18 protein-coding genes are annotated in these 19787 nt (G+C 72.1%); 15 read left to right on the top strand and 3 right to left on the bottom strand.

Annotation, left to right across the window (positions count from 1 at the left end; translation table 11 throughout):
- The first annotated feature begins 36 nt into the window (after positions 1-36).
- A complete protein-coding gene (gene holA / locus IE207_RS03220; RefSeq protein ID WP_190182433.1) occupies positions 37-1020 on the top strand; it encodes a DNA polymerase III subunit delta in 984 nt (327 codons plus the stop codon).
- Positions 1021-1803: 783 nt separating this feature from the next.
- On the opposite strand, the gene rpsT is transcribed toward holA, so the two are convergent.
- The gene (gene rpsT / locus IE207_RS03215) at positions 1804-2070 is read right to left on the bottom strand and encodes a 30S ribosomal protein S20 (RefSeq protein WP_030159297.1); all 267 of its coding nucleotides are present in this window, start codon (positions 2068-2070) and stop codon (positions 1804-1806) included.
- Between the two features lie 188 nt (positions 2071-2258).
- Between rpsT and lepA the strand changes: the two genes are divergently transcribed.
- The 3 genes from lepA (at position 2259) to hemW (ending at position 7515) form a co-directional block, all read left to right on the top strand.
- Positions 2259-4124, top strand: coding sequence for a translation elongation factor 4 (gene lepA, locus IE207_RS03210; RefSeq protein WP_190182432.1), 1866 nt, complete (start codon positions 2259-2261; stop codon positions 4122-4124).
- 239 nt (positions 4125-4363) lie between these two features.
- Positions 4364-6250: an AMP-dependent synthetase/ligase gene (locus tag IE207_RS03205; RefSeq protein ID WP_190182431.1), complete on the top strand. Its 1887-nt coding sequence runs from the start codon at positions 4364-4366 to the stop codon at positions 6248-6250.
- A 32-nt stretch (positions 6251-6282) separates the two neighbouring features.
- Positions 6283-7515, top strand: a complete 1233-nt coding sequence (gene hemW, locus IE207_RS03200; protein ID WP_190182430.1) for a radical SAM family heme chaperone HemW — start codon at positions 6283-6285, stop codon at positions 7513-7515.
- 326 nt (positions 7516-7841) lie between these two features.
- Here the strand turns inward: hemW and IE207_RS03195 are convergent, their stop codons facing one another.
- Positions 7842-8651, bottom strand: a complete 810-nt coding sequence (locus IE207_RS03195; protein ID WP_190182429.1) for a DUF3097 domain-containing protein — start codon at positions 8649-8651, stop codon at positions 7842-7844.
- A 28-nt stretch (positions 8652-8679) separates the two neighbouring features.
- Entirely contained in the window at positions 8680-9405 is a 726-nt protein-coding gene (locus IE207_RS03190; protein WP_190182428.1) for an MBL fold metallo-hydrolase, read from the bottom strand.
- A gap of 164 nt (positions 9406-9569) precedes the next feature.
- Between IE207_RS03190 and hrcA the strand changes: the two genes are divergently transcribed.
- The 11 genes from hrcA to IE207_RS03135 all read left to right on the top strand — a co-directional run bounded on the left by hrcA (position 9570) and on the right by IE207_RS03135 (position 19758).
- Positions 9570-10586 (top strand): heat-inducible transcriptional repressor HrcA, encoded by a 1017-nt coding sequence (gene hrcA / locus IE207_RS03185; RefSeq protein ID WP_190182427.1) that lies wholly within the window; start codon positions 9570-9572, stop codon positions 10584-10586.
- On the top strand, positions 10587-11726 hold the full coding sequence (gene dnaJ / locus IE207_RS03180; protein WP_190182426.1) for a molecular chaperone DnaJ: 1140 nt from the start codon (positions 10587-10589) through the stop codon (positions 11724-11726).
- Positions 11727-11871: 145 nt separating this feature from the next.
- Positions 11872-12963 carry a nitronate monooxygenase gene (locus IE207_RS03175; RefSeq protein ID WP_190182425.1) on the top strand — a complete coding sequence of 364 codons (1092 nt, stop codon included), beginning with the start codon at positions 11872-11874 and terminating at the stop codon, positions 12961-12963.
- Positions 12960-13706, top strand: coding sequence for a 16S rRNA (uracil(1498)-N(3))-methyltransferase (locus tag IE207_RS03170; protein ID WP_190182424.1), 747 nt, complete (start codon positions 12960-12962; stop codon positions 13704-13706). The genes IE207_RS03175 and IE207_RS03170 overlap by 4 nt, the downstream gene beginning before the upstream one ends.
- 96 nt (positions 13707-13802) lie before the next feature.
- Positions 13803-14162, top strand: a complete 360-nt coding sequence (locus IE207_RS03165) for a histidine triad nucleotide-binding protein (protein WP_190182423.1) — start codon at positions 13803-13805, stop codon at positions 14160-14162.
- Positions 14163-14165: 3 nt separating this feature from the next.
- Complete coding sequence (locus tag IE207_RS03160) at positions 14166-15071, top strand: ribonuclease Z (RefSeq protein ID WP_190182422.1); 906 nt, start codon at positions 14166-14168, stop codon at positions 15069-15071.
- A 174-nt stretch (positions 15072-15245) separates the two neighbouring features.
- Positions 15246-16343: a carbohydrate kinase family protein gene (locus IE207_RS03155; RefSeq protein WP_190182421.1), complete on the top strand. Its 1098-nt coding sequence runs from the start codon at positions 15246-15248 to the stop codon at positions 16341-16343.
- A 188-nt stretch (positions 16344-16531) separates the two neighbouring features.
- Positions 16532-17590: a PhoH family protein gene (locus IE207_RS03150; protein WP_190182420.1), complete on the top strand. Its 1059-nt coding sequence runs from the start codon at positions 16532-16534 to the stop codon at positions 17588-17590.
- Between the two features lie 13 nt (positions 17591-17603).
- Positions 17604-18101, top strand: coding sequence for an rRNA maturation RNase YbeY (gene ybeY / locus IE207_RS03145; protein ID WP_136215662.1), 498 nt, complete (start codon positions 17604-17606; stop codon positions 18099-18101).
- The gene (locus IE207_RS03140; RefSeq protein ID WP_373304658.1) at positions 18098-19408 is read left to right on the top strand and encodes a hemolysin family protein; all 1311 of its coding nucleotides are present in this window, start codon (positions 18098-18100) and stop codon (positions 19406-19408) included. Before ybeY ends, IE207_RS03140 begins: the two co-directional genes overlap by 4 nt.
- Entirely contained in the window at positions 19405-19758 is a 354-nt protein-coding gene (locus IE207_RS03135) for an MmcQ/YjbR family DNA-binding protein (RefSeq protein WP_190182419.1), read from the top strand. The genes IE207_RS03140 and IE207_RS03135 overlap by 4 nt, the downstream gene beginning before the upstream one ends.
- The last annotated feature ends 29 nt before the right edge of the window (positions 19759-19787 follow it).

The following is a 19787-nucleotide window of genomic DNA, read 5'->3' as shown; positions in this document are numbered from 1 at the left end:
GGGGGACTGTCGGTGGGGCGTGGGATGCTGGAGGCGATGGCCACCAGGAAGAACCCCACCGACGATCCGCTCGCCCCGCTCACCCTCGCGGTGGGGCAGGAGGACCTGCTGCTCGACCGCGCCGTACGGGAAGTGGTGACGGCGGCGCGTGCCGCCGATGCCGACACGGACGTGCGGGACCTCGTCTCCGAGCAGCTCCAGCCCGGCACGCTGGCCGAGCTGACCAGCCCGTCGCTCTTCTCCGAGCGCAAGGTCCTGATCGTGCGCAACGCGCAGGACCTTTCCGCCGATTCGGTGAAGGAGGTCAAGGCGTACCTCGCTGCGCCGTACGAGGAGATCATCCTCGTCCTGCTGCACGCCGGTGGCGTCAAGGGCAAGGGCCTGCTGGACGCGGCGCGCAAGGCCGGCGCCCGGGAGGTCGCCTGCCCGAAGATGACGAAGGCGGCGGACCGGCTGTCGTTCGTCCGGGGGGAGTTCCGGACGCTGGGGCGTTCGGCCACTCCCGAGGCGTGCCAGAGCCTGGTCGATGCGATCGGCAGCGACCTGCGGGAGCTGGCGAGCGCGGCGGCCCAGTTGTGCGCGGACGTCGAGGGGACCATCGACGAGGCCGTGGTCGGGCGGTACTACACGGGCCGGGCGGAAGCGTCCAGCTTCACCGTCGCCGACCGGGCGGTGGAGGGGCGGGCGGCGGAGGCGCTCGAAGCCCTGCGCTGGTCGCTGTCCACCGGTGTGGCTCCGGTCCTGATCACCAGCGCCTTGGCCCAGGCCGTCCGCGCCATCGGGAAGCTGGCCTCGGCCCCGCGCGGGGCCCGCCCGGGCGACCTCGCGCGGGACCTGGGCATGCCGCCGTGGAAGATCGACCGGGTCCGGCAGCAGATGCGGGGCTGGTCGGCGGACGGCGTCTCGGAGGCGCTGCGCGCGGTGGCGCTGGCCGACGCGGGCGTGAAGGGCGGCGGCGACGACCCGGAGTACGCGTTGGAGAAGGCGGTCGTAGCCGTCTCCCGCGCAGCCCGCCGCTAGCCTCCGGCGGTGCGCGACCGCCCCCCCGAGCAGCTGGTGGGCGCGGGTGGCCCGAGTGGCCGGCTCGCGGTGCCGTGGGCTGCTTGCGGCGGGGAAGGGAGCCTCTGAGGAGGTGGCTCCGGTTGGCCGGCCGGGCCGTTGGCTTCCCGGTGCCCACCGGTCGTCGACCCGCGGCGTGAGGGCTCCTCGGGAGGTCGGGACCGTCCCGGCGTGGCGCACGCGCTCGTCCCGCTCGACGGGAACGCGTGACAGGCACGGCCCTGCTCGCGGTGGGGTCGGCGCGGCCGCGGGCCTCTTGTCGTGCGTGGCTGGAAGACGGAAGACGGAAGACGGAAGACGGAAGGCGGGCGGCGAGGACGAAGCCCCGCGCCGCTTCCCGGCTGTTCTCCGCCCCGTGACAGCGGGGTTCGGTGGGCGGGCCCCACCGCCGATCAGCTGCTGCGTTCGACGTCCGTGGGCGCCGGGGCCGGTAGGGGTCGGTGCCGCCGGCTCACCGGCCAGGGTCCGTCGGCTCACCGCCGCGGCGGTGAGCCGGGCGGCCCGGCGCCGTCGGTGGCGGGGGTCGGAACGGGGCCGACAGTCGGTGCCCGCTGTCCGCCGGATCGCAGGAGGCGGGCAAGACGAAGGCCCCGGCCGCGTCCTGGGGAAGGATGGCGGTCGAGGCCTTCGGTACTTCTGGGTGCGCCGCACCCGCGTGGCGAACGCTTCGCGTGCGGCGCGGTTGCCGGTCAGGAGCGGGAGAGAGGGCCCGCTGGGTCCCTACCCGGCGATCACATCAGGAGCTCAGCCCTGGAGGGTGGCAACCTTGGTGGCCAGCGCCGACTTCTTGTTGGCGGCGGCGTTCTTGTGGATGACACCCTTCGAGACAGCCTTGTCGAGCGCACGCGCGGCGGCGCGGGAAGCCACGGTGGCCTTCTCGACGTCACCGGCGGCCACGGCCTCGCGGGCCTTGCGGATCGCGGTCTTGAGCGAAGACTTGACGGCCTTGTTGCGCAGGCGCGCCTTCTCGTTCGTCTTGTTCCGCTTGATCTGGGACTTGATGTTCGCCACGAAAGAGCCTTTTCAGGTTCAGAGTTTGATCTTCGGATTGTGTCCCGGACGGTGAGAGGCCATACGAGACACAGCTGCCCAGGCTACCAGGCACGCTCCGAACGGCCCAAACCGAGCGCACTGCGCCGTCCATGGGACCATGGGACTCTGCATCTACGAGATATACGACCCGAGAATCAGGACACTGCGTGCCCGCGATCCCCAGCCACGTGCCCGAGCCGAGCCGTACCGACCCGGCGCTGATCCGCAATTTCTGCATCATCGCGCACATCGACCACGGCAAGTCGACCCTCGCCGACCGGATGCTCCAGCTGACCGGCGTCGTCGACCAGCGGCAGATGCGCGCCCAGTACCTCGACCGCATGGACATCGAGCGTGAGCGCGGCATCACGATCAAGTCGCAGGCGGTCCGTCTGCCGTGGGCGCCCACCGAGGGCCCGGGCAAGGGCGACACGCACATCCTGAACATGATCGACACCCCCGGTCACGTCGACTTCACGTACGAGGTCTCGCGCTCCCTCGCGGCGTGCGAGGGCACGGTCCTGCTCGTCGACGCCGCCCAGGGCATCGAGGCGCAGACCCTCGCCAACCTGTACCTGGCGATGGAGAACGACCTCGCGATCGTCCCCGTCCTGAACAAGATCGACCTGCCGGCCGCCCAGCCGGAGAAGTTCGCCGAGGAGCTCGCGAACCTGGTCGGCTGCCAGCCCGAGGACGTGCTGCGCGTCTCGGCGAAGACCGGTCTGGGAGTGGAGGCGCTGCTGGACAAGGTCGTCGCCACCGTCCCGGCGCCGGTCGGCGTCAAGGACGCTCCCGCCCGCGCGATGATCTTCGACTCGGTCTACGACTCGTACCGCGGCGTGGTCACCTACGTCCGTGTCGTCGACGGCCAGCTCAACAAGCGCGAGCGCATCCGGATGATGTCCACCGGCGCCACGCACGAGCTGCTGGAGATCGGCGTGTCCTCCCCGGAGATGACCCCGGCCGACGGCATCGGCGTCGGCGAGGTGGGCTACATCATCACCGGCGTGAAGGACGTCCGTCAGTCCAAGGTCGGTGACACGATCACCAGCCTGCACAACGGCGCGACCGAGGCCCTCGGCGGCTACAAGGACCCGAAGCCGATGGTCTTCTCGGGCCTGTACCCGCTCGACGGCTCGGACTACCCGGACCTGCGCGAGGCCCTGGACAAGCTCCAGCTCAACGACGCCGCGCTCGTCTACGAGCCGGAGACCTCGGCGGCGCTCGGCTTCGGCTTCCGCGTCGGTTTCCTCGGCCTGCTGCACCTGGACGTGGTCCGCGAGCGCCTGGAGCGCGAGTTCGGCCTCGACCTGATCGCCACCGCCCCCAACGTGGTCTACCGCGTCGTCCTGGAGGACGGCAAGGAAGTCACCGTCACCAACCCGAGCGAGTTCCCCGAGGGCAAGATCTCGGACGTGTTCGAGCCGGTCGTGCGGGCCACGATCCTCGCGCCCAGCGAGTTCATCGGCGCGATCATGGAGCTGTGCCAGACCCGCCGCGGCACGCTGCTCGGCATGGACTACCTCTCCGAGGACCGGGTCGAGATCCGCTACACGCTCCCCCTCGCGGAGATCGTGTTCGACTTCTTCGACCAGTTGAAGTCCAAGACGCGCGGTTACGCGTCCCTCGACTACGAGCCCACCGGCGAGCAGTCCTCCAGCCTGGTCAAGGTCGACATCCTGCTGCACGGCGACAAGGTCGACGCCTTCTCCGCCGTCTGCCACAAGGACGCCGCCTACGCCTACGGTGTGCGCCTCGTCGCCAAGCTGCGTGAGCTCATCCCGCGCCAGGCCTTCGAGGTCCCGATCCAGGCGGCCGTCGGCTCGCGCGTCATCGCCCGCGAGACCATCCGCGCCATCCGCAAGGACGTCCTCGCGAAGTGCTACGGCGGTGACATCTCCCGTAAGCGGAAGCTTCTGGAGAAGCAGAAGGAAGGCAAGAAGCGGATGAAGATGGTCGGCTCCGTGGAGGTCCCGCAGGAGGCCTTCATCGCCGTCCTCTCCAGCGACGAGTCCGGCGGCAAGAAGAAGTAGCCGGCGGGCGACCCCGATCGCGACAAACGGGCCCACATGCGGACGCATGTGGGCCCGTTTCGTTATGAAGCGGCCGCTCGCCGCCTCTTACGCGCGGGCCGGGCGGCCTTTAGTCTGATCACTGCTCGATGGTTACTCGCCAGTCACAAACTCGCCAACAGCACGTGCGCAGGTCCCCACCCCGCCAGCCCCAAGCGCCCCACGCCCACGCTGCCGCGTGGACCGGTCCGGAGGATGTCGTGAGCGACACACAGACCTTGATCGAGAACCGCCCGCCCACCGTGGCGGCCCTCTTCCTGGAGCGTGTCGCCGCCACGCCGGACGGGGAGGCCTACCGGTACCCGGTCGCCTCCGCCGACGGCGGGCCCGACGACTGGAAGTCGCTCAGCTGGGGCCAGGCCGCCGACCGGGTGTTCGCCATTGCCGCCGGCCTCGCCGACCTCGGCCTCGGCTCCGAGGACCGGGTCGCGCTCGCCTCCAACACCCGCGTCGAGTGGATCCTCGCCGACCTCGGCGTGATGTGCGCCGGCGCCGCGACCACCACCATCTACCCCAGCACCAACGCGGAGGAGTCGGCGTTCATCCTGGCCGACTCCGAGAGCCGGGTCCTGATCGCCGAGGACGCCAAGCAGCTCGCCAAGGCGCGCGCGCACCGCGCCGACCTGCCCCGCCTCGCCCACGTCGTCGTCCTGGACGCCGAGGACGCGCTGGAGGCGGAAGGCGACCCCGAGGGCTGGGTCCTCTCCCTCGACGCCCTGGAGGCGCGCGGCAAGGAGTACCTCGCCAAGCGCCCCGAGGCGGTCAAGGAGCGGATCGCGTCCATCACCGCGGACCAGCTCGCCACGCTGATCTACACCTCCGGCACCACCGGCCGCCCCAAGGGCGTGCGCCTGCCCCACGACAACTGGTCGTACATGGCCAAGGCGACCGTGGCCACCGGCATGATCAACGCGGACGACGTGCAGTACCTGTGGCTGCCGCTGGCCCACGTCTTCGGCAAGGTGCTCACCTCCGGCCAGATCGAGGTCGGGCACGTCACCGCCGTCGACGGCCGCATCGACAAGATCATCGAAAACCTGCCGGTGGTGCAGCCGACCTACATGGCGGCCGTCCCGCGCATCTTCGAGAAGGTCTACAACGGTGCCGCCGGCAAGGCCCGGGCCGCGGGCGGCGCCAAGTACAAGGTCTTCAAGTGGGCCGCCGAGGTCGCCCGCGAGTACGCCAGGACCAGCCAGGACAACCACCGGCGCACCGGAAGCACGAAGGTTCCCCTCGGCCTCGCCGCCAAGCACAAGGTCGCCGACGCGCTCGTCTACTCCAAGCTCCGCGAGGCCTTCGGCGGCAAGCTGCGCGCCGCCGTCTCCGGCTCCGCCGCACTCGCACCCGACATCGGCTACTTCTTCGCCGGCGCCGGCATCCACATCCTGGAGGGCTACGGACTCACCGAGTCCAGCGCCGCGTCCTTCGTCAACCCCGGCGAGGCCTACCGCACCGGCACCGTCGGCAAGCCGCTCCCCGGCACCGAGGTCCGCATCGCCGACGACGGCGAGATCCTGCTGCGCAGCCCCGGCATCATGCAGGGCTACCACCGGCTGCCCGACAAGACCGCCGAGGTGCTGGAAGCGGACGGCTGGCTGCACACGGGCGACATCGGGGAGCTCTCGCCCGACGGCTACCTGCGCATCACCGACCGCAAGAAGGACCTGATCAAGACCTCGGGCGGCAAATACGTGGCCCCGGCGGAGGTCGAGGGCCGGTTCAAGGCGATCTGCCCGTACGTCTCCAGCATCGTCGTGCACGGCGCGGACCGGAACTTCTGCTCGGCGCTGATCGCGCTCGACGGCCCGGCGATCCTGGCCTGGGCGGCCGAGCACGGCCTGGAGGGCAAGACGTACGCCGAGGTCGCGGCCGCGCCCGAGACCAACCGGCTGATCGAGACGTACGTACAGACCCTGAACGAGGGCCTCCAGCGCTGGCAGACGATCAAGCAGTTCCGGCTGCTGCCGCGCGACCTGGACGTCGAGCACGGCGACCTCACCCCCAGCCTGAAACTCAAGCGTCCCGTCGTCGAGCGCGAGTTCAAGCACCTCATCGACGAGATGTACGCCGGGGCCAACGAGGCGTAAACGACCTTGGGGCAGTGCGGGACAATGGGCCCATGCCTTCCGCACTGCCCGACGGTGACCCCATGCCCGAAGACGGCTCCCTGCCGGCGCACGCCCTGGCGGCTGCCGGGGACCGGCCGCTCGGGTTCTACCTGCACGTCCCGTACTGCGCCACGCGCTGCGGCTACTGCGACTTCAACACCTACACGGCCACCGAGCTGCGGGGCACCGGAGGCGTGCTCGCCTCCCGGGAGAACTACGCCGACACCCTGATCGACGAGGTGCGCCTGGCCCGGAAGGTGCTCGGGGACGACCCGAGGGCCGTGCGGACCGTGTTCGTGGGCGGCGGTACGCCGACCCTGCTGCCGGCCGCCGACCTCGTACGGATGCTCGCGGCGATCCGGGACGAATTCGGTCTGGCACCGGACGCGGAGATCACGACGGAGGCCAACCCGGAGTCGGTCGACCCCGAGTACCTCGCGGAGCTGCGGGCGGGCGGGTTCAACCGGGTCTCCTTCGGCATGCAGAGCGCGAAGCAGCACGTCCTCAAGGTGCTGGACCGCACGCACACCCCCGGGCGGCCGGAGGCGTGCGTCGCCGAGGCGCGGGCAGCGGGGTTCGAGCACGTGAACCTGGACCTGATCTACGGCACGCCCGGGGAGACGGACGAGGACTGGCGGGCGTCGCTGTCCGCGGCGCTCGGGGCCGGTCCGGACCACATCAGCGCGTACGCGCTGATCGTGGAGGAGGGCACGCAGCTGGCGCGGCGGATCCGGCGCGGCGAGGTCCCGATGACGGACGACGACGTGCACGCCGACCGGTACCTGATCGCGGACGCGGTGATGGCGGAGGCCGGGTACCACTGGTACGAGGTGTCGAACTGGGCCACCTCCGAGGCCGGGCGGTGCCTGCACAACGAGCTGTACTGGCGCGGCGCGGACTGGTGGGGGGCGGGGCCGGGGGCGCACTCGCACGTGGGCGGGGTGCGGTGGTGGAACGTGAAGCATCCCGGGGCCTACGCGGCCGCGCTGGCCGCGGGCCGTTCCCCAGGGGCCGGGCGGGAGCTCCTGTCGGAGGAGGACCGGCGGGTGGAGCGGATCCTGCTGGAGCTGCGGCTGGTGGACGGAGTGCCGTTGTCGCTGCTCGCGGAGGCGGGGCTGGCGGCGTCGCGGCGGGCGCTGGCGGACGGGCTGCTGGAGGCGGGGCCGTACGGGGCGGGGCGGGCGGTGCTGACGCTGCGGGGGCGGTTGCTGGCCGACGCCGTGGTCCGGGACCTGGTGGACTGACGCGGGCGGCCGGCCGGGGGCGGCCGGCCGGGTGCGGCCGGCCGGGTGCGGGGTTGCCGGGTGCGGCGCCGCCCCGCTGCGCGGCCCCGGCTGCGCCGGGCTCTCCGGGGCTCCGCCCCGGACCCCGCGCCTCGATCGCCGGCGGGGCTGGGTTGCCCGGACCCCGCGCCTCGATCGCCGGCGGGGCTGGGTTGCCCGGACCCCGCGCCTCGATCGCCGGCGGGGCTGGGTTGCCCGGGCCCGCGCCTCAATCGCCGGCGGGGCTGAGTTGCCCGGACCCCGCGCCTCAGACGTCGGCGGGGCTGGGTTGCCCGGGCGGCCGTGTCTCAGGCGCCGGCGGGGGCCGTCACGTGGTCGATGAGGTGTTCCACCGCACCCAGGAGGGTGGGGTCGAGGTCCTTGTAGGACGTGACGCGGGACAGGATGTGCTGCCAGGCCGCTCCCGTGTTCGGGGGCCAGCCCAGGGCGCGGCAGATGCCCGTCTTCCAGTCCTGGCCCGGGGGGATCACCGGCCAGGCCGGGATGCCCAGGGCCGACGGTTTCACCGCCTGCCAGACGTCCACGTACGGGTGGCCCACCACCAGGACGTGCGGGGACGTCACCGACGCCGCGATGCGGGATTCCTTCGAACCCGGCACCAGGTGGTCGACCAGCACGCCCAGACGGGCGTCCGGCGCCGGGCCGAAGTCCGCCACGATGGCGGGGAGGTCGTCGATGCCCTCCAGGTACTCCACGACCACCCCCTCGATCCGCAGGTCGTCGCCCCACACCCGCTCCACCAGCTCCGCGTCGTGACGGCCCTCGACGTAGATCCGCCCCGCCCGCGCCACCCGCGCCCGCGCCCCGGGGACGGCCACCGAGCCCGACGCGGTACGCGTGGGCACCGCGGCCGCGCGGGCCGGGCGGGTCAGCGTGACCACCGCGCCGTCCAGCAGGAACCCGCGCGGCTCCAGCGGGAACGCGCGGCGCTTGCCGAAGCGGTCCTCCAGGGTCACCGTGCCCGCCTCGCAGGCCACCACCGCGCCGCAGAAGTCGGTGCCCGCCACCTCCACCACCAGGCCCGGGTCGGCCGCCACCTCCGGCACGGCCTTCGGGCGCTTCCACTGCGGGGTCAGATCGGGGGAGTACTCGCGCATCCGGCCGACGGTACGAGAGAGCCCGCCCTCACGCGCCCGACACGCCGAACCGGCCCGCCAGTGTGGCGCGTTGCTCACGCACGAAGCCCGCGTCGACCACCGCTCCGTGACCCGGCACGTACAGCGCGTCGTCCCCGCCCAGCGAGAGCAGCCGGTCCAGCGCGGCCGGCCACTGCGCCGGGACCGCGTCCGGGCCCGCCTGGGGTTCGCCCGATTCCTCCACCAGGTCCCCGCAGAAGACGACCTCCCGCTCGTCCGGTACGAAGACCGCCAGGTCGTGCCGCGTATGCCCCGGCCCGACGTTGGCCAGCAGCACCTGGACCCCGCCCAGCTCCAGCGTCCACTCGCCCGACACCAGGTGCCGGGGCAGCGGAAGCGCCCGTGCCGCTTCGGCGGCCTCCGCCGGCTCCAGTCCCTGCCGGACCGCGTCCTCCCGTAGGCCGTCCCGGTCCAGCGCGAGGTGCGTGTCCAGCCCGACCGCACCGTAGAAATCGGCCTCCGGGAAGGCGGAGCCACCCAGCACGTGGTCGAAATGTCCGTGCGTGAATGCGATATGGGTCACGTGCCGGCCGGTCAGTCGCTCCGCCTGCGCCCGCAGCCCGACGCCCTCGCGGACGCAGGAGCCGGGGTCGATCAGGAGTACCGACTCGTCCCCCACCACCAGCCCCACCGTGCAGTCCCACACCGGCAGTCGGCGCCTTCCGGCCCGCCCGGTCAGCCGTTCCCAGCCCGCCTCTTCCCAACGCACGTCCATGCGGGGACGCTACCCTGGCGGGCCGCCCTTGCCCGCGGCGTACCACCCGGCCGTACACTGACCGGGGGATCTCTGGCACTCGGATGCGCAGAGTGCCAGCGGCCCGTCCCGGGCCGGCCGAAAACGACCGCAGCGACGACCCACCGCACTGGAGGTGTGCACGAGTGCTCAGCGAACGCAGGCTCGAAGTGTTGCGCGCCATCGTCCAGGACTACGTGGGGACGGAGGAGCCGGTCGGCTCCAAGGCGCTCACCGAGCGCCACCGGCTCGGCGTCTCCCCGGCGACGGTCCGCAACGACATGGCCTTGCTGGAGGAGGAGGGCTACATCGCCCAGCCCCACACCAGCGCCGGACGCATCCCCACGGACAAGGGCTACCGGCTCTTCGTCGACAAGCTGGCGGGGGTCAAACCGCTGTCGACGCCCGAGCGACGGGCCATCCAGAACTTCCTCGACGGAGCCGTCGACCTCGACGACGTCGTGGGGCGCACCGTGCGGCTGCTCGCGCAGCTCACCCGGCAGGTCGCCGTCGTCCAGTACCCGAGCCTGACCCGCTCCACCGTCCGGCACGTGGAGCTGCTCTCCCTGGCGCCCGCGCGCCTGATGCTCGTACTGATCACGGACACCGGGCGGGTCGAGCAGCGGCTCGTCGACTGCCAGACCCCTTTCGCGGAGACGTCGCTCGCCGACCTGCGGGCGCGCCTCAACAGCCGGGTCGTCGGCCGTCGTTTCACCGACGTGCCGCCGCTCGTGCAGGACCTTCCGGAGTCCTTCGAGGCCGAGGACCGGGCGACGGTCAAGGCCGTCCTCGCGACCCTGCGGGAGACGCTGGTGGAGGAGGCGGAGGAACGGCTGATGATCGGCGGTACCGCCAACCTCACGCGCTTCGGACATGATTTCCCCCTGACGATCAGGCCGGTGCTGGAAGCGCTGGAGGAGCAGGTCGTGCTCCTCAAGCTGCTGGGCGAGGCGAGTGAGTCGGGGGTCGCCGTGAAGATCGGGCATGAGAATGCCTACGAGGGACTGAACTCCACGTCCGTCGTCTCGGTCGGCTACGGTTCGGGCGGCGAAGCAGTCGCCAAACTCGGCGTGGTCGGACCGACCCGCATGGACTACCCCGGAACGATGGGAGCGGTACGCGCAGTGGCACGTTACGTCGGACAGATCCTGGCGGAGTCGTAAGTGGCCACGGACTACTACGCCGTTCTCGGCGTGCGCCGCGACGCATCGCAGGACGAGATCAAGAAGGCCTTCCGTCGCCTGGCGCGCGAACTCCACCCGGACGTGAATCCGGACCCGAAGACGCAGGAGCGCTTCAAGGAGATCAACGCGGCCTACGAGGTCCTCTCGGACCCGCAGAAGAAGCAGGTCTACGACCTCGGCGGCGACCCGCTGTCCTCCTCGGGCGGTGGCGGCGGCGCGGGCGGCTTCGGGGCGGGCGGCTTCGGCAACTTCTCCGACATCATGGACGCCTTCTTCGGCCAGGCCTCGCAGCGCGGACCGCGCTCGCGCACCCGCCGGGGCCAGGACGCCATGATCCGTCTGGACCTGGAACTGGACGAGGCGGCCTTCGGGACCACCAAGGACATCCAGGTCGACACGGCCGTCGTCTGCACCACCTGCTCCGGTGAGGGCGCCGCCCCCGGCACCTCCGCGCAGACGTGCGACATGTGCCGCGGCCGCGGCGAGGTCTCGCAGGTCACCCGGTCGTTCCTGGGTCAGGTCATGACCTCGCGGCCCTGCCCGCAGTGCCAGGGCTTCGGCACCGTCGTCCCCACCCCGTGTCCCGAGTGCGCGGGCGACGGCCGGGTGCGCTCCCGCCGCAGCCTCACCGTCAAGATCCCGGCCGGTGTCGAGAACGGCACCCGGATCCAGCTGGCGGGCGAGGGCGAGGTCGGCCCCGGCGGCGGCCCCGCCGGCGACCTGTACGTGGAGATCCACGAGCTGGCGCACCCGACCTTCCAGCGGCGCGGGGACGACCTGCACTGCACGGTCACCATCCCCATGACGGCGGCGGCCCTGGGCACCAAATGCCCGCTGGAGACGCTGGACGGGCTGGAGGAGATCGACATCCGGCCCGGCACCGGATCCGGCCAGGCGATCCCGCTGCACGGCCGCGGGGTCACGCACCTGCGCGGCGGCGGCCGGGGCGACCTGATCGTTCACGTCGAGGTCACCACCCCGGGCAAGCTGGACGCCCAGCAGGAGGACCTGCTGCGCCAGCTGGCGAAGCTGCGCGGCGAGGAGCGGCCGATGGGCCAGTTCGCGCCGGGCCAGCAGGGCCTGTTCAGCCGCCTCAAGGACGCGTTCAACGGCCGCTGACCGGCCTGCGGCACCTCGTACGAGCCCGGCCCGGGGAACCCCCCGGCCGGGCTCGCGGCGTTCCCGGGCGCCCGCCGGGAAGCGGACTATGCCAGGCGAATGCCGTGATTCGGCCCGGTGCGCGGGACGTGGCACGATGCAGGGCATGTCCACCGCGCCGAACGGTCTCTCCCCGTACCCGATCGTGCAGGCCCCCATGGCGGGCGGTGCCTCCTGTCCGCCGCTCGCCGCCGCCGTGTGCGACGCGGGCGGACTCGGTTTCCTGGCCGGCGGCTACAAGACCGCCGACGGGATGTACCAGGAGATCAAGCGGCTGCGCGCGCTCACCCGGCGCCCCTTCGGCGTCAACCTGTTCATGCCGCAGACCGGCTACGTCGACCCCGCGGCCGTCGAGACCTACCGGGGGCAGCTGGCCGGCGAGGCGACCTGGTACGGGGTGTCCCTGGCGGCGGACGACATCGTCGGCACCTGCGACGACGGCTACGACGCCAAACTCGCCATCCTGCTCGACGACCCCGTCCCGGTGGTGTCCTTCACCTTCGGCTGCCCCCCGGCGGCCGTCCTGACCCGGCTGCGTGAGGCGGGTACGTACACCGTCGTCACCGTGACCGGTGTCGAGGAGGCCCGCACCGCCGAGGCCGCGGGTGCCGACGCGGTCTGCGTCCAGGGCCTCGAAGCGGGCGGCCACCAGGGCACCCACCGCGACGACCCGGAGAACGACGGCACGGCGGGCGTCGGCCTGCTCGTGCTCGTCACGGCGGTACGGGAGGCGGTGGCGCTGCCGGTCATCGCGGCGGGCGGGGTGATGCGCGGCGCGCAGATCGCGGCGCTGCTCGCCGCGGGCGCGGCGGCCGCTCAGCTCGGCACCGCCTTCCTGCCCTGCCCGGAGTCCGGCGCCGACCCCCTGCACAAGCGGGCGCTGACGAACCCGCTGTTCCCGCACACCGAACTCACCCGGGCCTTCTCCGGCAGGCCCGCCCGGAGCCTGGTCAACCGCTTCATGCGCGAGCACGGCCCGTACGCCCCGGCGGCGTACCCGCAGGTCCACCACCTGACCTCGGGGCTGCGCAAGGCGGCGGCCGCCGCCGGGGACCCGCAGGGCATGGCGCTGTGGGCGGGGCAGGGGCACCGGCTGGCGCGGGCGCTGCCGGCGGGGGAACTGGTGGAGGTGCTCGCGGCGGAACTCGTCGAGACACAGAGTGCGTTGAAGGTCATGCAGATGAGGAGAGCGTCATGACGGCCCCGGTGTTCGTGGTCGAGGAGGTCCCCGCGGGGCCGGAGTTCGTGCTCGACGGCCCGGAAGGCCGCCACGCGGTCTCCGTGAAACGGCTGAACCCCGGCGAGGACGTGGTCCTCACCGACGGGCGCGGCCACTGGGCGCAGGGCGTCGTCAAGGCAGCCGAGGGCAAGGACCGCCTCGTCCTCATGGACCTGAACTCCATCGAGGAGGAGCCGCAACCGGACGTCCGGATCACCGTCGTACAGGCCCTGCCCAAGGGCGACCGGGGCGAACTCGCCGTCGAGACCATGACGGAGACCGGTGTGGACGCCATCGTCCCCTGGCAGGCCTCGCGCTGCATCACCCAGTGGCGCGGCGAGCGGGGCGCCAAGTCCCTGGCCAAGTGGCGGGCCACCGCCCGGGAGGCCGGCAAGCAGTCCCGGCGGGTGCGGTTCCCGGAAGTCGCGGAAGCCCTGTCCACGAAGCAGGTCGCGGCGCTCCTCGCCGAAGCCGACCTCGCCGTGGTCCTGCACGAGGACCGCGACACCCCCTCGGGCGCGCTGGCCACCGCCGAACTGCCGACCGCGGGCTCCATCGTGCTGGTGGTCGGCCCGGAGGGCGGGGTCTCGCCGGAGGAACTCGCCGCCTTCGCGGCGGCCGGGGCGCACCCGTACCGCCTGGGCCCCTCGGTCCTGCGCACCTCCACCGCCGGTACGGCCGCGACGGCGGTCCTGCTGGCTCGGACGGGCCGCTGGTCCTGAGGCCGCGCCCCCGACGGGATCGAGCAGGTCATGAGCCGGAGGATCATGTCGCCGGTTACGATGCCCCGACCGATCAACGTCACGAGAGGCGCAGCAATGGCCGGGGAACCGCAGGCGGACTGCCTGTTCTGCAAGATCGTGGACGGGAAGATCCCGGCGACGATCGTCCGCGAGTCCGAGACGACCGTCGCCTTCCGGGACATAAACCCGCAGGCACCCACGCACGTCCTGGTCATCCCCAAGGCGCACTACCCCGACGCCGCGTCCCTGGCCGCCGCCGAGCCGGCGATCGCCGCCGACGTGCTCCGCGAGGCAGGGCAGATCGCCGCCGACGAGGGAATCGCCGACCACGGCTACCGGATCGTGTTCAACACCGGAGCGGGCGCCGGCCAGACCGTCTGGCACGCCCACGCGCACGTCCTCGGCGGCCGCGGCCTCCAGTGGCCCCCCGGATAAGCGGTGTCCGTACGCGAGTTCGTGGTCCTCGGGACCGCCAGTCAGGTCCCCACCCGGGCCCGTAACCACAACGGCTACCTGCTGCGCTGGGACGGCGAGGGCATCCTCTTCGACCCGGGCGAGGGCACCCAGCGCCAGATGCTGCGCGCCGGGGTCGCCGCGCACGACATCAACCGGATCTGCGTCACCCACTTCCACGGTGACCACAGCCTCGGCCTCGCCGGGGTGATCCAGCGCATCAACCTCGACCAGGTCCCGCACCCCGTCACCGCGCATTACCCGGCCTCCGGGCAGAAGTTCTTCGACCGGCTCCGGTACGCCACCGCCTACCGGGAGACGGTGCGGCTGCGCGAGGAGCCGGTGGCCGGGGACGGGACGCTGGCGCAGGCGGCCCCCTACACCCTGGAGGCCCGGCGGCTCTCGCACCCCGTGGAGTCCTTCGGCTACCGGATCACCGAGCCCGACGGGCGCCGGATGGTGCCGGAGCTGCTGGCGCGGCACGGGATCAAGGGGCCGGACGTGGGCCGGCTCCAGCGCGAGGGGAGCCTGGGCGGCGTCACCCTGGACGAGGTCAGCGAGCACCGGCGGGGGCAGCGTTTCGCCTTCGTGATGGACACCCGGCTGTGCGCGGGCGTGGACGCGCTCGCCGAGGGGTGCGACATGCTCGTGATCGAGTCGACGTTCCTCGACGAGGACGTGTCGCTGGCCACCGACCACGGCCACCTCACCGCCGGACAGGCGGCCCGGGTGGCCAGGGAGGCGGGGGTCCGTCACCTGGTGCTGACGCACTTCTCGCAGCGCTACACCGACCCCGGCGAGTTCGAGCGGCAGGCGCGGGCGGCCGGCTTCGAGGGCGAGCTGACGATCGCCGCGGACCTCGTACGGGTCCCCCTGCCCAAGCGCGCCTAGCGGGGGCCCGGGTCCGCGGAACCGGCCGGATCCGAGCGCTCGTGTGGTGATGTACGTCACACTGGGTCGTGGTTCGTCCGCGTCCGGGCACCGGCGGGGACTGCCCGCCGCAAGCCCGGGCGCGGGCACGAACCGTCCACCTCGGCCGCACACGCACGAAACGGGGAGAGCACCGTGACCACTCGGGAAAGCCGTACCAGCCCCGGAGCGAGACTGGACCCGCTCGGTCCGGTGCGCGACCCCCACGAACCGGGCTGCGACGTCTTCCTCACCGGCACCGTCTTCCTCGACATCATCTTCACGGGCCTCGACTCCGCCCCCGTCCGCGGCACGGAGTCCTGGGCGCGCGGCATGGGCTCCAGCCCCGGCGGAGTCGCCAACATGGCCGCCGCGCTGGCCCGGCTCGGCCTGCGCACCTCGCTCGCCGCGGCCTTCGGCGACGACCACTACGGCGAGTACTGCTGGGACGCGCTGGAACAGGGCGAGGGCATCGACCTGTCCATGTCCCGCAGGATCCCCGGCTGGCACAGCCCCGTCACCGTCTCCATGGCCTACGAGGGCGAGCGCACGATGGTCTCCCACGGTCACGAGGCCCCCCTCCCGGCGGGCCCCGGCCGGTTCCCGCAGTGCCCGCCGCGCACCCGGGCGGCCGTGGCCTCCCTGGGCCCGGGCGGCGGCGAGGAGTGGATCGCCCAGGCGGCCCGGCAGGGTTCGCGGGTCTTCGCCGACGTGGGGTGGGACGAGAGCGGCCGCTGGGACCTCGGGGCCCTGGCGGACCTGGAGCACTGTGAGGCCTTCCTGCCGAACGCGGGCGAAGCCATGCGCTACACCCGCACCGACTGCCCCCGCGCGGCCGCCCGGGCGCTGGCGGAGAAGGTGCCGGTGGCGGTGGTGACCATGGGCGCGGACGGCTCCTGCGCGGTGGACGGCCGCACGGGGGAGACGGCGGAGGTCCCCGGGATCACCGTGGACGCCCTGGACCCCACGGGAGCCGGCGACGTGTTCGTGGCCGGCTTCGTCACGGGCACCCTGGCGGGCTGGCCCCTCGCGGACCGGCTGGCCTTCGCCGGGCTCACGGCCGCCCTGTCGGTGCAGGAGTTCGGCGGCTCCCTGTCGGCCCCGGGCTGGCCGGAGGTCTCCCACTGGTGGCGTGCCGCCCCGGCGGACCTGCGTGACCGGTACGCCTTCCTGGACACCCTGGTCCCCCCGGGCGCGCCGCCCGGCCCCCGCCGCCGCGCCGTCCCCACGATCGGCTTCCGGCCCACCTTCTAGTGCCGTGCCGGGCGTCGCGACCCGGTGGACCTTTCCGGTCACGGCACTGGCCGCGGCCGGGAGCAGGAACGCACGGCCCGGAAAAGCCCTCGGGGATGGCGCCGGGGAGTCGTACCCTTGGTAGTCCGGAGGTCGACGATCGGCGCGACCCCTCAGTAGGAGGTATGCGCAGGCCACAGTGCCGGCCCATGACTCAGACACCGACAGCCCGTACCCCAGCGCCGGGGCAGGCGCGAGCCCACTTCACCGTACCGGCCACGCACCCGATGGTGACCGTGCTGGGCTCTGGTGACGCCCTGCTGCGCGTCATCGAGAATGCCTTCCCGAAGGCCGACATCCATGTTCGGGGCAATCAGGTCAGCGCGGTCGGCGATGCGGTGGAAGTCGCCCTGATCCAGCGCCTGTTCGACGAGATGATGCTGGTGCTCCGCACCGGGCAGTCGATGACGGAGGACGCAGTGGAACGCTCGATCGCCATGCTCAAGGCGAACGGCAAGGCGGGCGGCGGCGAAGGCGGCCACGACGAGACCCCCGCAGAGGTGCTCACCCAGAACATCCTCTCCAGCCGCGGGCGGACCATCCGTCCCAAGACGCTCAACCAGAAGCGCTACGTCGACGCCATCGACAAGAACACCATCGTCTTCGGCATCGGCCCCGCCGGCACCGGCAAGACCTACCTCGCCATGGCCAAGGCGGTCCAGGCCCTGCAGTCCAAGCAGGTCAGCCGGATCATCCTGACCCGACCCGCCGTCGAGGCGGGCGAACGCCTCGGCTTCCTGCCGGGCACCCTGTTCGACAAGATCGACCCGTACCTGCGCCCGCTCTACGACGCCCTGCACGACATGCTCGACCCGGACTCGATCCCCCGCCTGATGGCCGCCGGCACCATCGAGGTCGCGCCGCTCGCCTACATGCGCGGCCGCACCCTCAATGATGCTTTCGTCGTACTGGACGAGGCGCAGAACACGACCGCCGAGCAGATGAAGATGTTCCTGACCCGGCTCGGGTTCGATTCCAAGATCGTCGTCACGGGTGACGTCACGCAGATCGACCTGCCGGGCGGGGCCAAGAGCGGCCTGCGACAGGTGCAGGAGATCCTCGACGGGGTGCCGGACATCCACTTCTCGCGGCTCACCTCCGAGGATGTCGTCCGGCACAAGCTGGTCGGCCGTATCGTCGACGCGTACGAGAAGTACGACGACAGCCAGGACTCCCCGCAGTCCCGGAACGGCTACCAGCGGAAGTAGAACTCAGCGCACCATGTCGATCGACGTCAACAACGAGTCCGGGATCGAGGTCGACGAGCAGGCGGTCCTCGACATCGCCCGCTACGCGCTCACCCGGATGCGGATCCACCCGCTGTCCGAGCTGTCCGTCATCGTCGTCGACGAGGAGGCGATGGAGCAGCTCCACATCCAGTGGATGGACCTGCCCGGACCCACCGACGTCATGTCCTTCCCGATGGACGAGCTGCGCCCCCCGGCGAAGGACGACGAGGAGCCCCCGCAGGGGCTCCTCGGCGACATCGTGCTCTGCCCCGAGGTGGCCAAACGGCAGGGCGAGGAAGCGCCGACGCGGCACTCCATGGACGAGGAGCTCCAGCTCCTGACGGTCCACGGGGTGCTGCACCTGCTCGGGTACGACCACGAGGAGCCCGACGAGAAGGCCGAGATGTTCGGTTTGCAGGCGGCCATCGTCGACGGCTGGCGCGGTGAGCGGGGCCTGACCGGCCCGTCCCCGGCCCCCACCGTCTCGTGATCGGCGCACCGCAGCTGATCAGCGGCGCGGTGCTGCTGGTCGTCGTGGCCTGGTTCGCGGCCTGCGCGGAGTCCGGTATCGCCCGCGTCTCCAGCTTCCGCGCCGCCCAGGCCGTACGGGAGGGCCGGCGCGGCAGCGCCAAGCTGGCGCAGGTCACCGGGGACCCGACCCGCTACGTCAACGTGGCGCTGCTGGTCCGGGTCACCTGCGAGATGGCGGCGGGCGTGCTCGTCACGTACGTGTGCCTGAACGAGTTCGGCGAGACCTGGACCGCGCTGCTCGTGGCCATCGCCGTGATGGTGCTGGTCTCGTACGTGGCGGTCGGGGTCTCCCCGCGCACCATCGGCCGCCAGCACCCGCTGAACACGGCGACCGCGGCCGCGTACGTACTCGTGCCGCTCGCGCGGATCATGGGGCCGGTCCCGCAGCTGCTGATCCTCCTCGGCAACGCGCTCACCCCGGGCAAGGGCTTCCGCAAGGGACCGTTCGCCTCCGAGGCGGAGCTGCGGGCGATGGTGGACCTGGCGGAGGCGGAATCGCTGATCGAGGACGACGAGCGCCGGATGGTGCACCAGGTCTTCGAACTCGGCGACACCCTCGTGCGCGAGGTGATGGTGCCCCGCACCGACCTGGTGTGCATCGAGCGGTACAAGACGGTGCGCCAGGCGACGACGCTCGCGCTGCGCTCGGGCTTCTCGCGCATCCCGGTGACCGGGGAGAACGAGGACGACATCGTCGGGATCGTCTACTTGAAGGACCTCGTCCGCAAGACGCACATCAGCCGGGAGGCGGAGAACGACCTCGTCTCGACGGCGATACGTCCGGCCGTCTTCGTACCCGACACCAAGAACGCCGGCGACCTGCTGCGCGAGATGCAGTCCGTACGCAACCACGTGGCCGTCGTCATCGACGAGTACGGCGGCACGGCGGGCATCGTGACGATCGAGGACATCCTGGAGGAGATCGTCGGCGAGATCACGGACGAGTACGACCGCGAACTGCCGCCGGTGGAGGAGCTGGGCGACGACCGGTACCGGGTCACCGCGCGGCTGGACATCACCGACCTCGGGGAACTGTTCAAGGTCGAGGCGTTCGACGACGAGGACGTGGAGACGGTCGGGGGGCTGCTCGCCAAGGCGCTGGGCAGGGTCCCGATCGCGGGTGCGTCGGCGGTGGTGGAGCTGCCCGACGGGCGGCCGCTGCGGCTGACGGCCGAATCGCCGGCCGGGCGCCGGAACAAGATCGTCACGGTGCTGGTGGAGCCGGTGGTGGAGGAGTCCGACGAGGACGCGGGGGATTCGCCGTGACGCCGGCGCAGCTGCGCGCGTTCTGCCTGGGCTTCAACGCGGCGGTGGAAGAGTTCCCGTTCACGCCCGAGACGTCGGTGTTCAAGGTGCTGGGGAAGGTGTTCGCGCTGACGGCGCTGGACGCGGAACCGTTGAAGGTCAACCTCAAGTGCGAGCCGGAGGCTGCGGTGCGGCTGCGGGCGGAGCACGAGGCGATCGTGCCGGGCTGGCACATGAACAAGCGGCACTGGAACACGGTGACGGTCGGCGGGCTGCCGGACGAGCTGGTGCGGGAGCTGGTGGAGGATTCCTACGACCTGGTCGTCGCCGGGCTGCCGAGGGCGGAGCGGCTGCGGCTGGACCGGCCCTGAGGGTGGGTGCGGGTGGCTCGGGCGGGGGC

It is taken from the genome of Streptomyces cirratus, assembly GCF_014650775.1.
In the GTDB taxonomy this organism is placed as follows: Bacteria; Actinomycetota; Actinomycetes; order Streptomycetales; family Streptomycetaceae; genus Streptomyces; species Streptomyces cirratus.
Note: the sequence above shows the minus strand (reverse complement) of the source record. Positions and strands in the feature narration are given on the sequence as shown.

Excerpts from the sequence above, each read along its gene's own strand:
- holA (WP_190182433.1), top strand. The coding sequence starts at position 37 with ATGGCCACCAGGAAGAACCCCACCGACGATCCGCTCGCCCCGCTCACC.
- hemW (WP_190182430.1), top strand. The coding sequence starts at position 6,283 with ATGCCTTCCGCACTGCCCGACGGTGACCCCATGCCCGAAGACGGCTCC.
- IE207_RS03195 (WP_190182429.1), bottom strand. The coding sequence starts at position 8,651 with ATGCGCGAGTACTCCCCCGATCTGACCCCGCAGTGGAAGCGCCCGAAG.
- IE207_RS03190 (WP_190182428.1), bottom strand. The coding sequence starts at position 9,405 with ATGGACGTGCGTTGGGAAGAGGCGGGCTGGGAACGGCTGACCGGGCGG.
- IE207_RS03175 (WP_190182425.1), top strand. The coding sequence starts at position 11,872 with ATGTCCACCGCGCCGAACGGTCTCTCCCCGTACCCGATCGTGCAGGCC.
- IE207_RS03170 (WP_190182424.1), top strand. The coding sequence starts at position 12,960 with ATGACGGCCCCGGTGTTCGTGGTCGAGGAGGTCCCCGCGGGGCCGGAG.
- IE207_RS03165 (WP_190182423.1), top strand. The coding sequence starts at position 13,803 with ATGGCCGGGGAACCGCAGGCGGACTGCCTGTTCTGCAAGATCGTGGAC.
- IE207_RS03150 (WP_190182420.1), top strand. The coding sequence starts at position 16,532 with ATGACTCAGACACCGACAGCCCGTACCCCAGCGCCGGGGCAGGCGCGA.
- ybeY (WP_136215662.1), top strand. The coding sequence starts at position 17,604 with ATGTCGATCGACGTCAACAACGAGTCCGGGATCGAGGTCGACGAGCAG.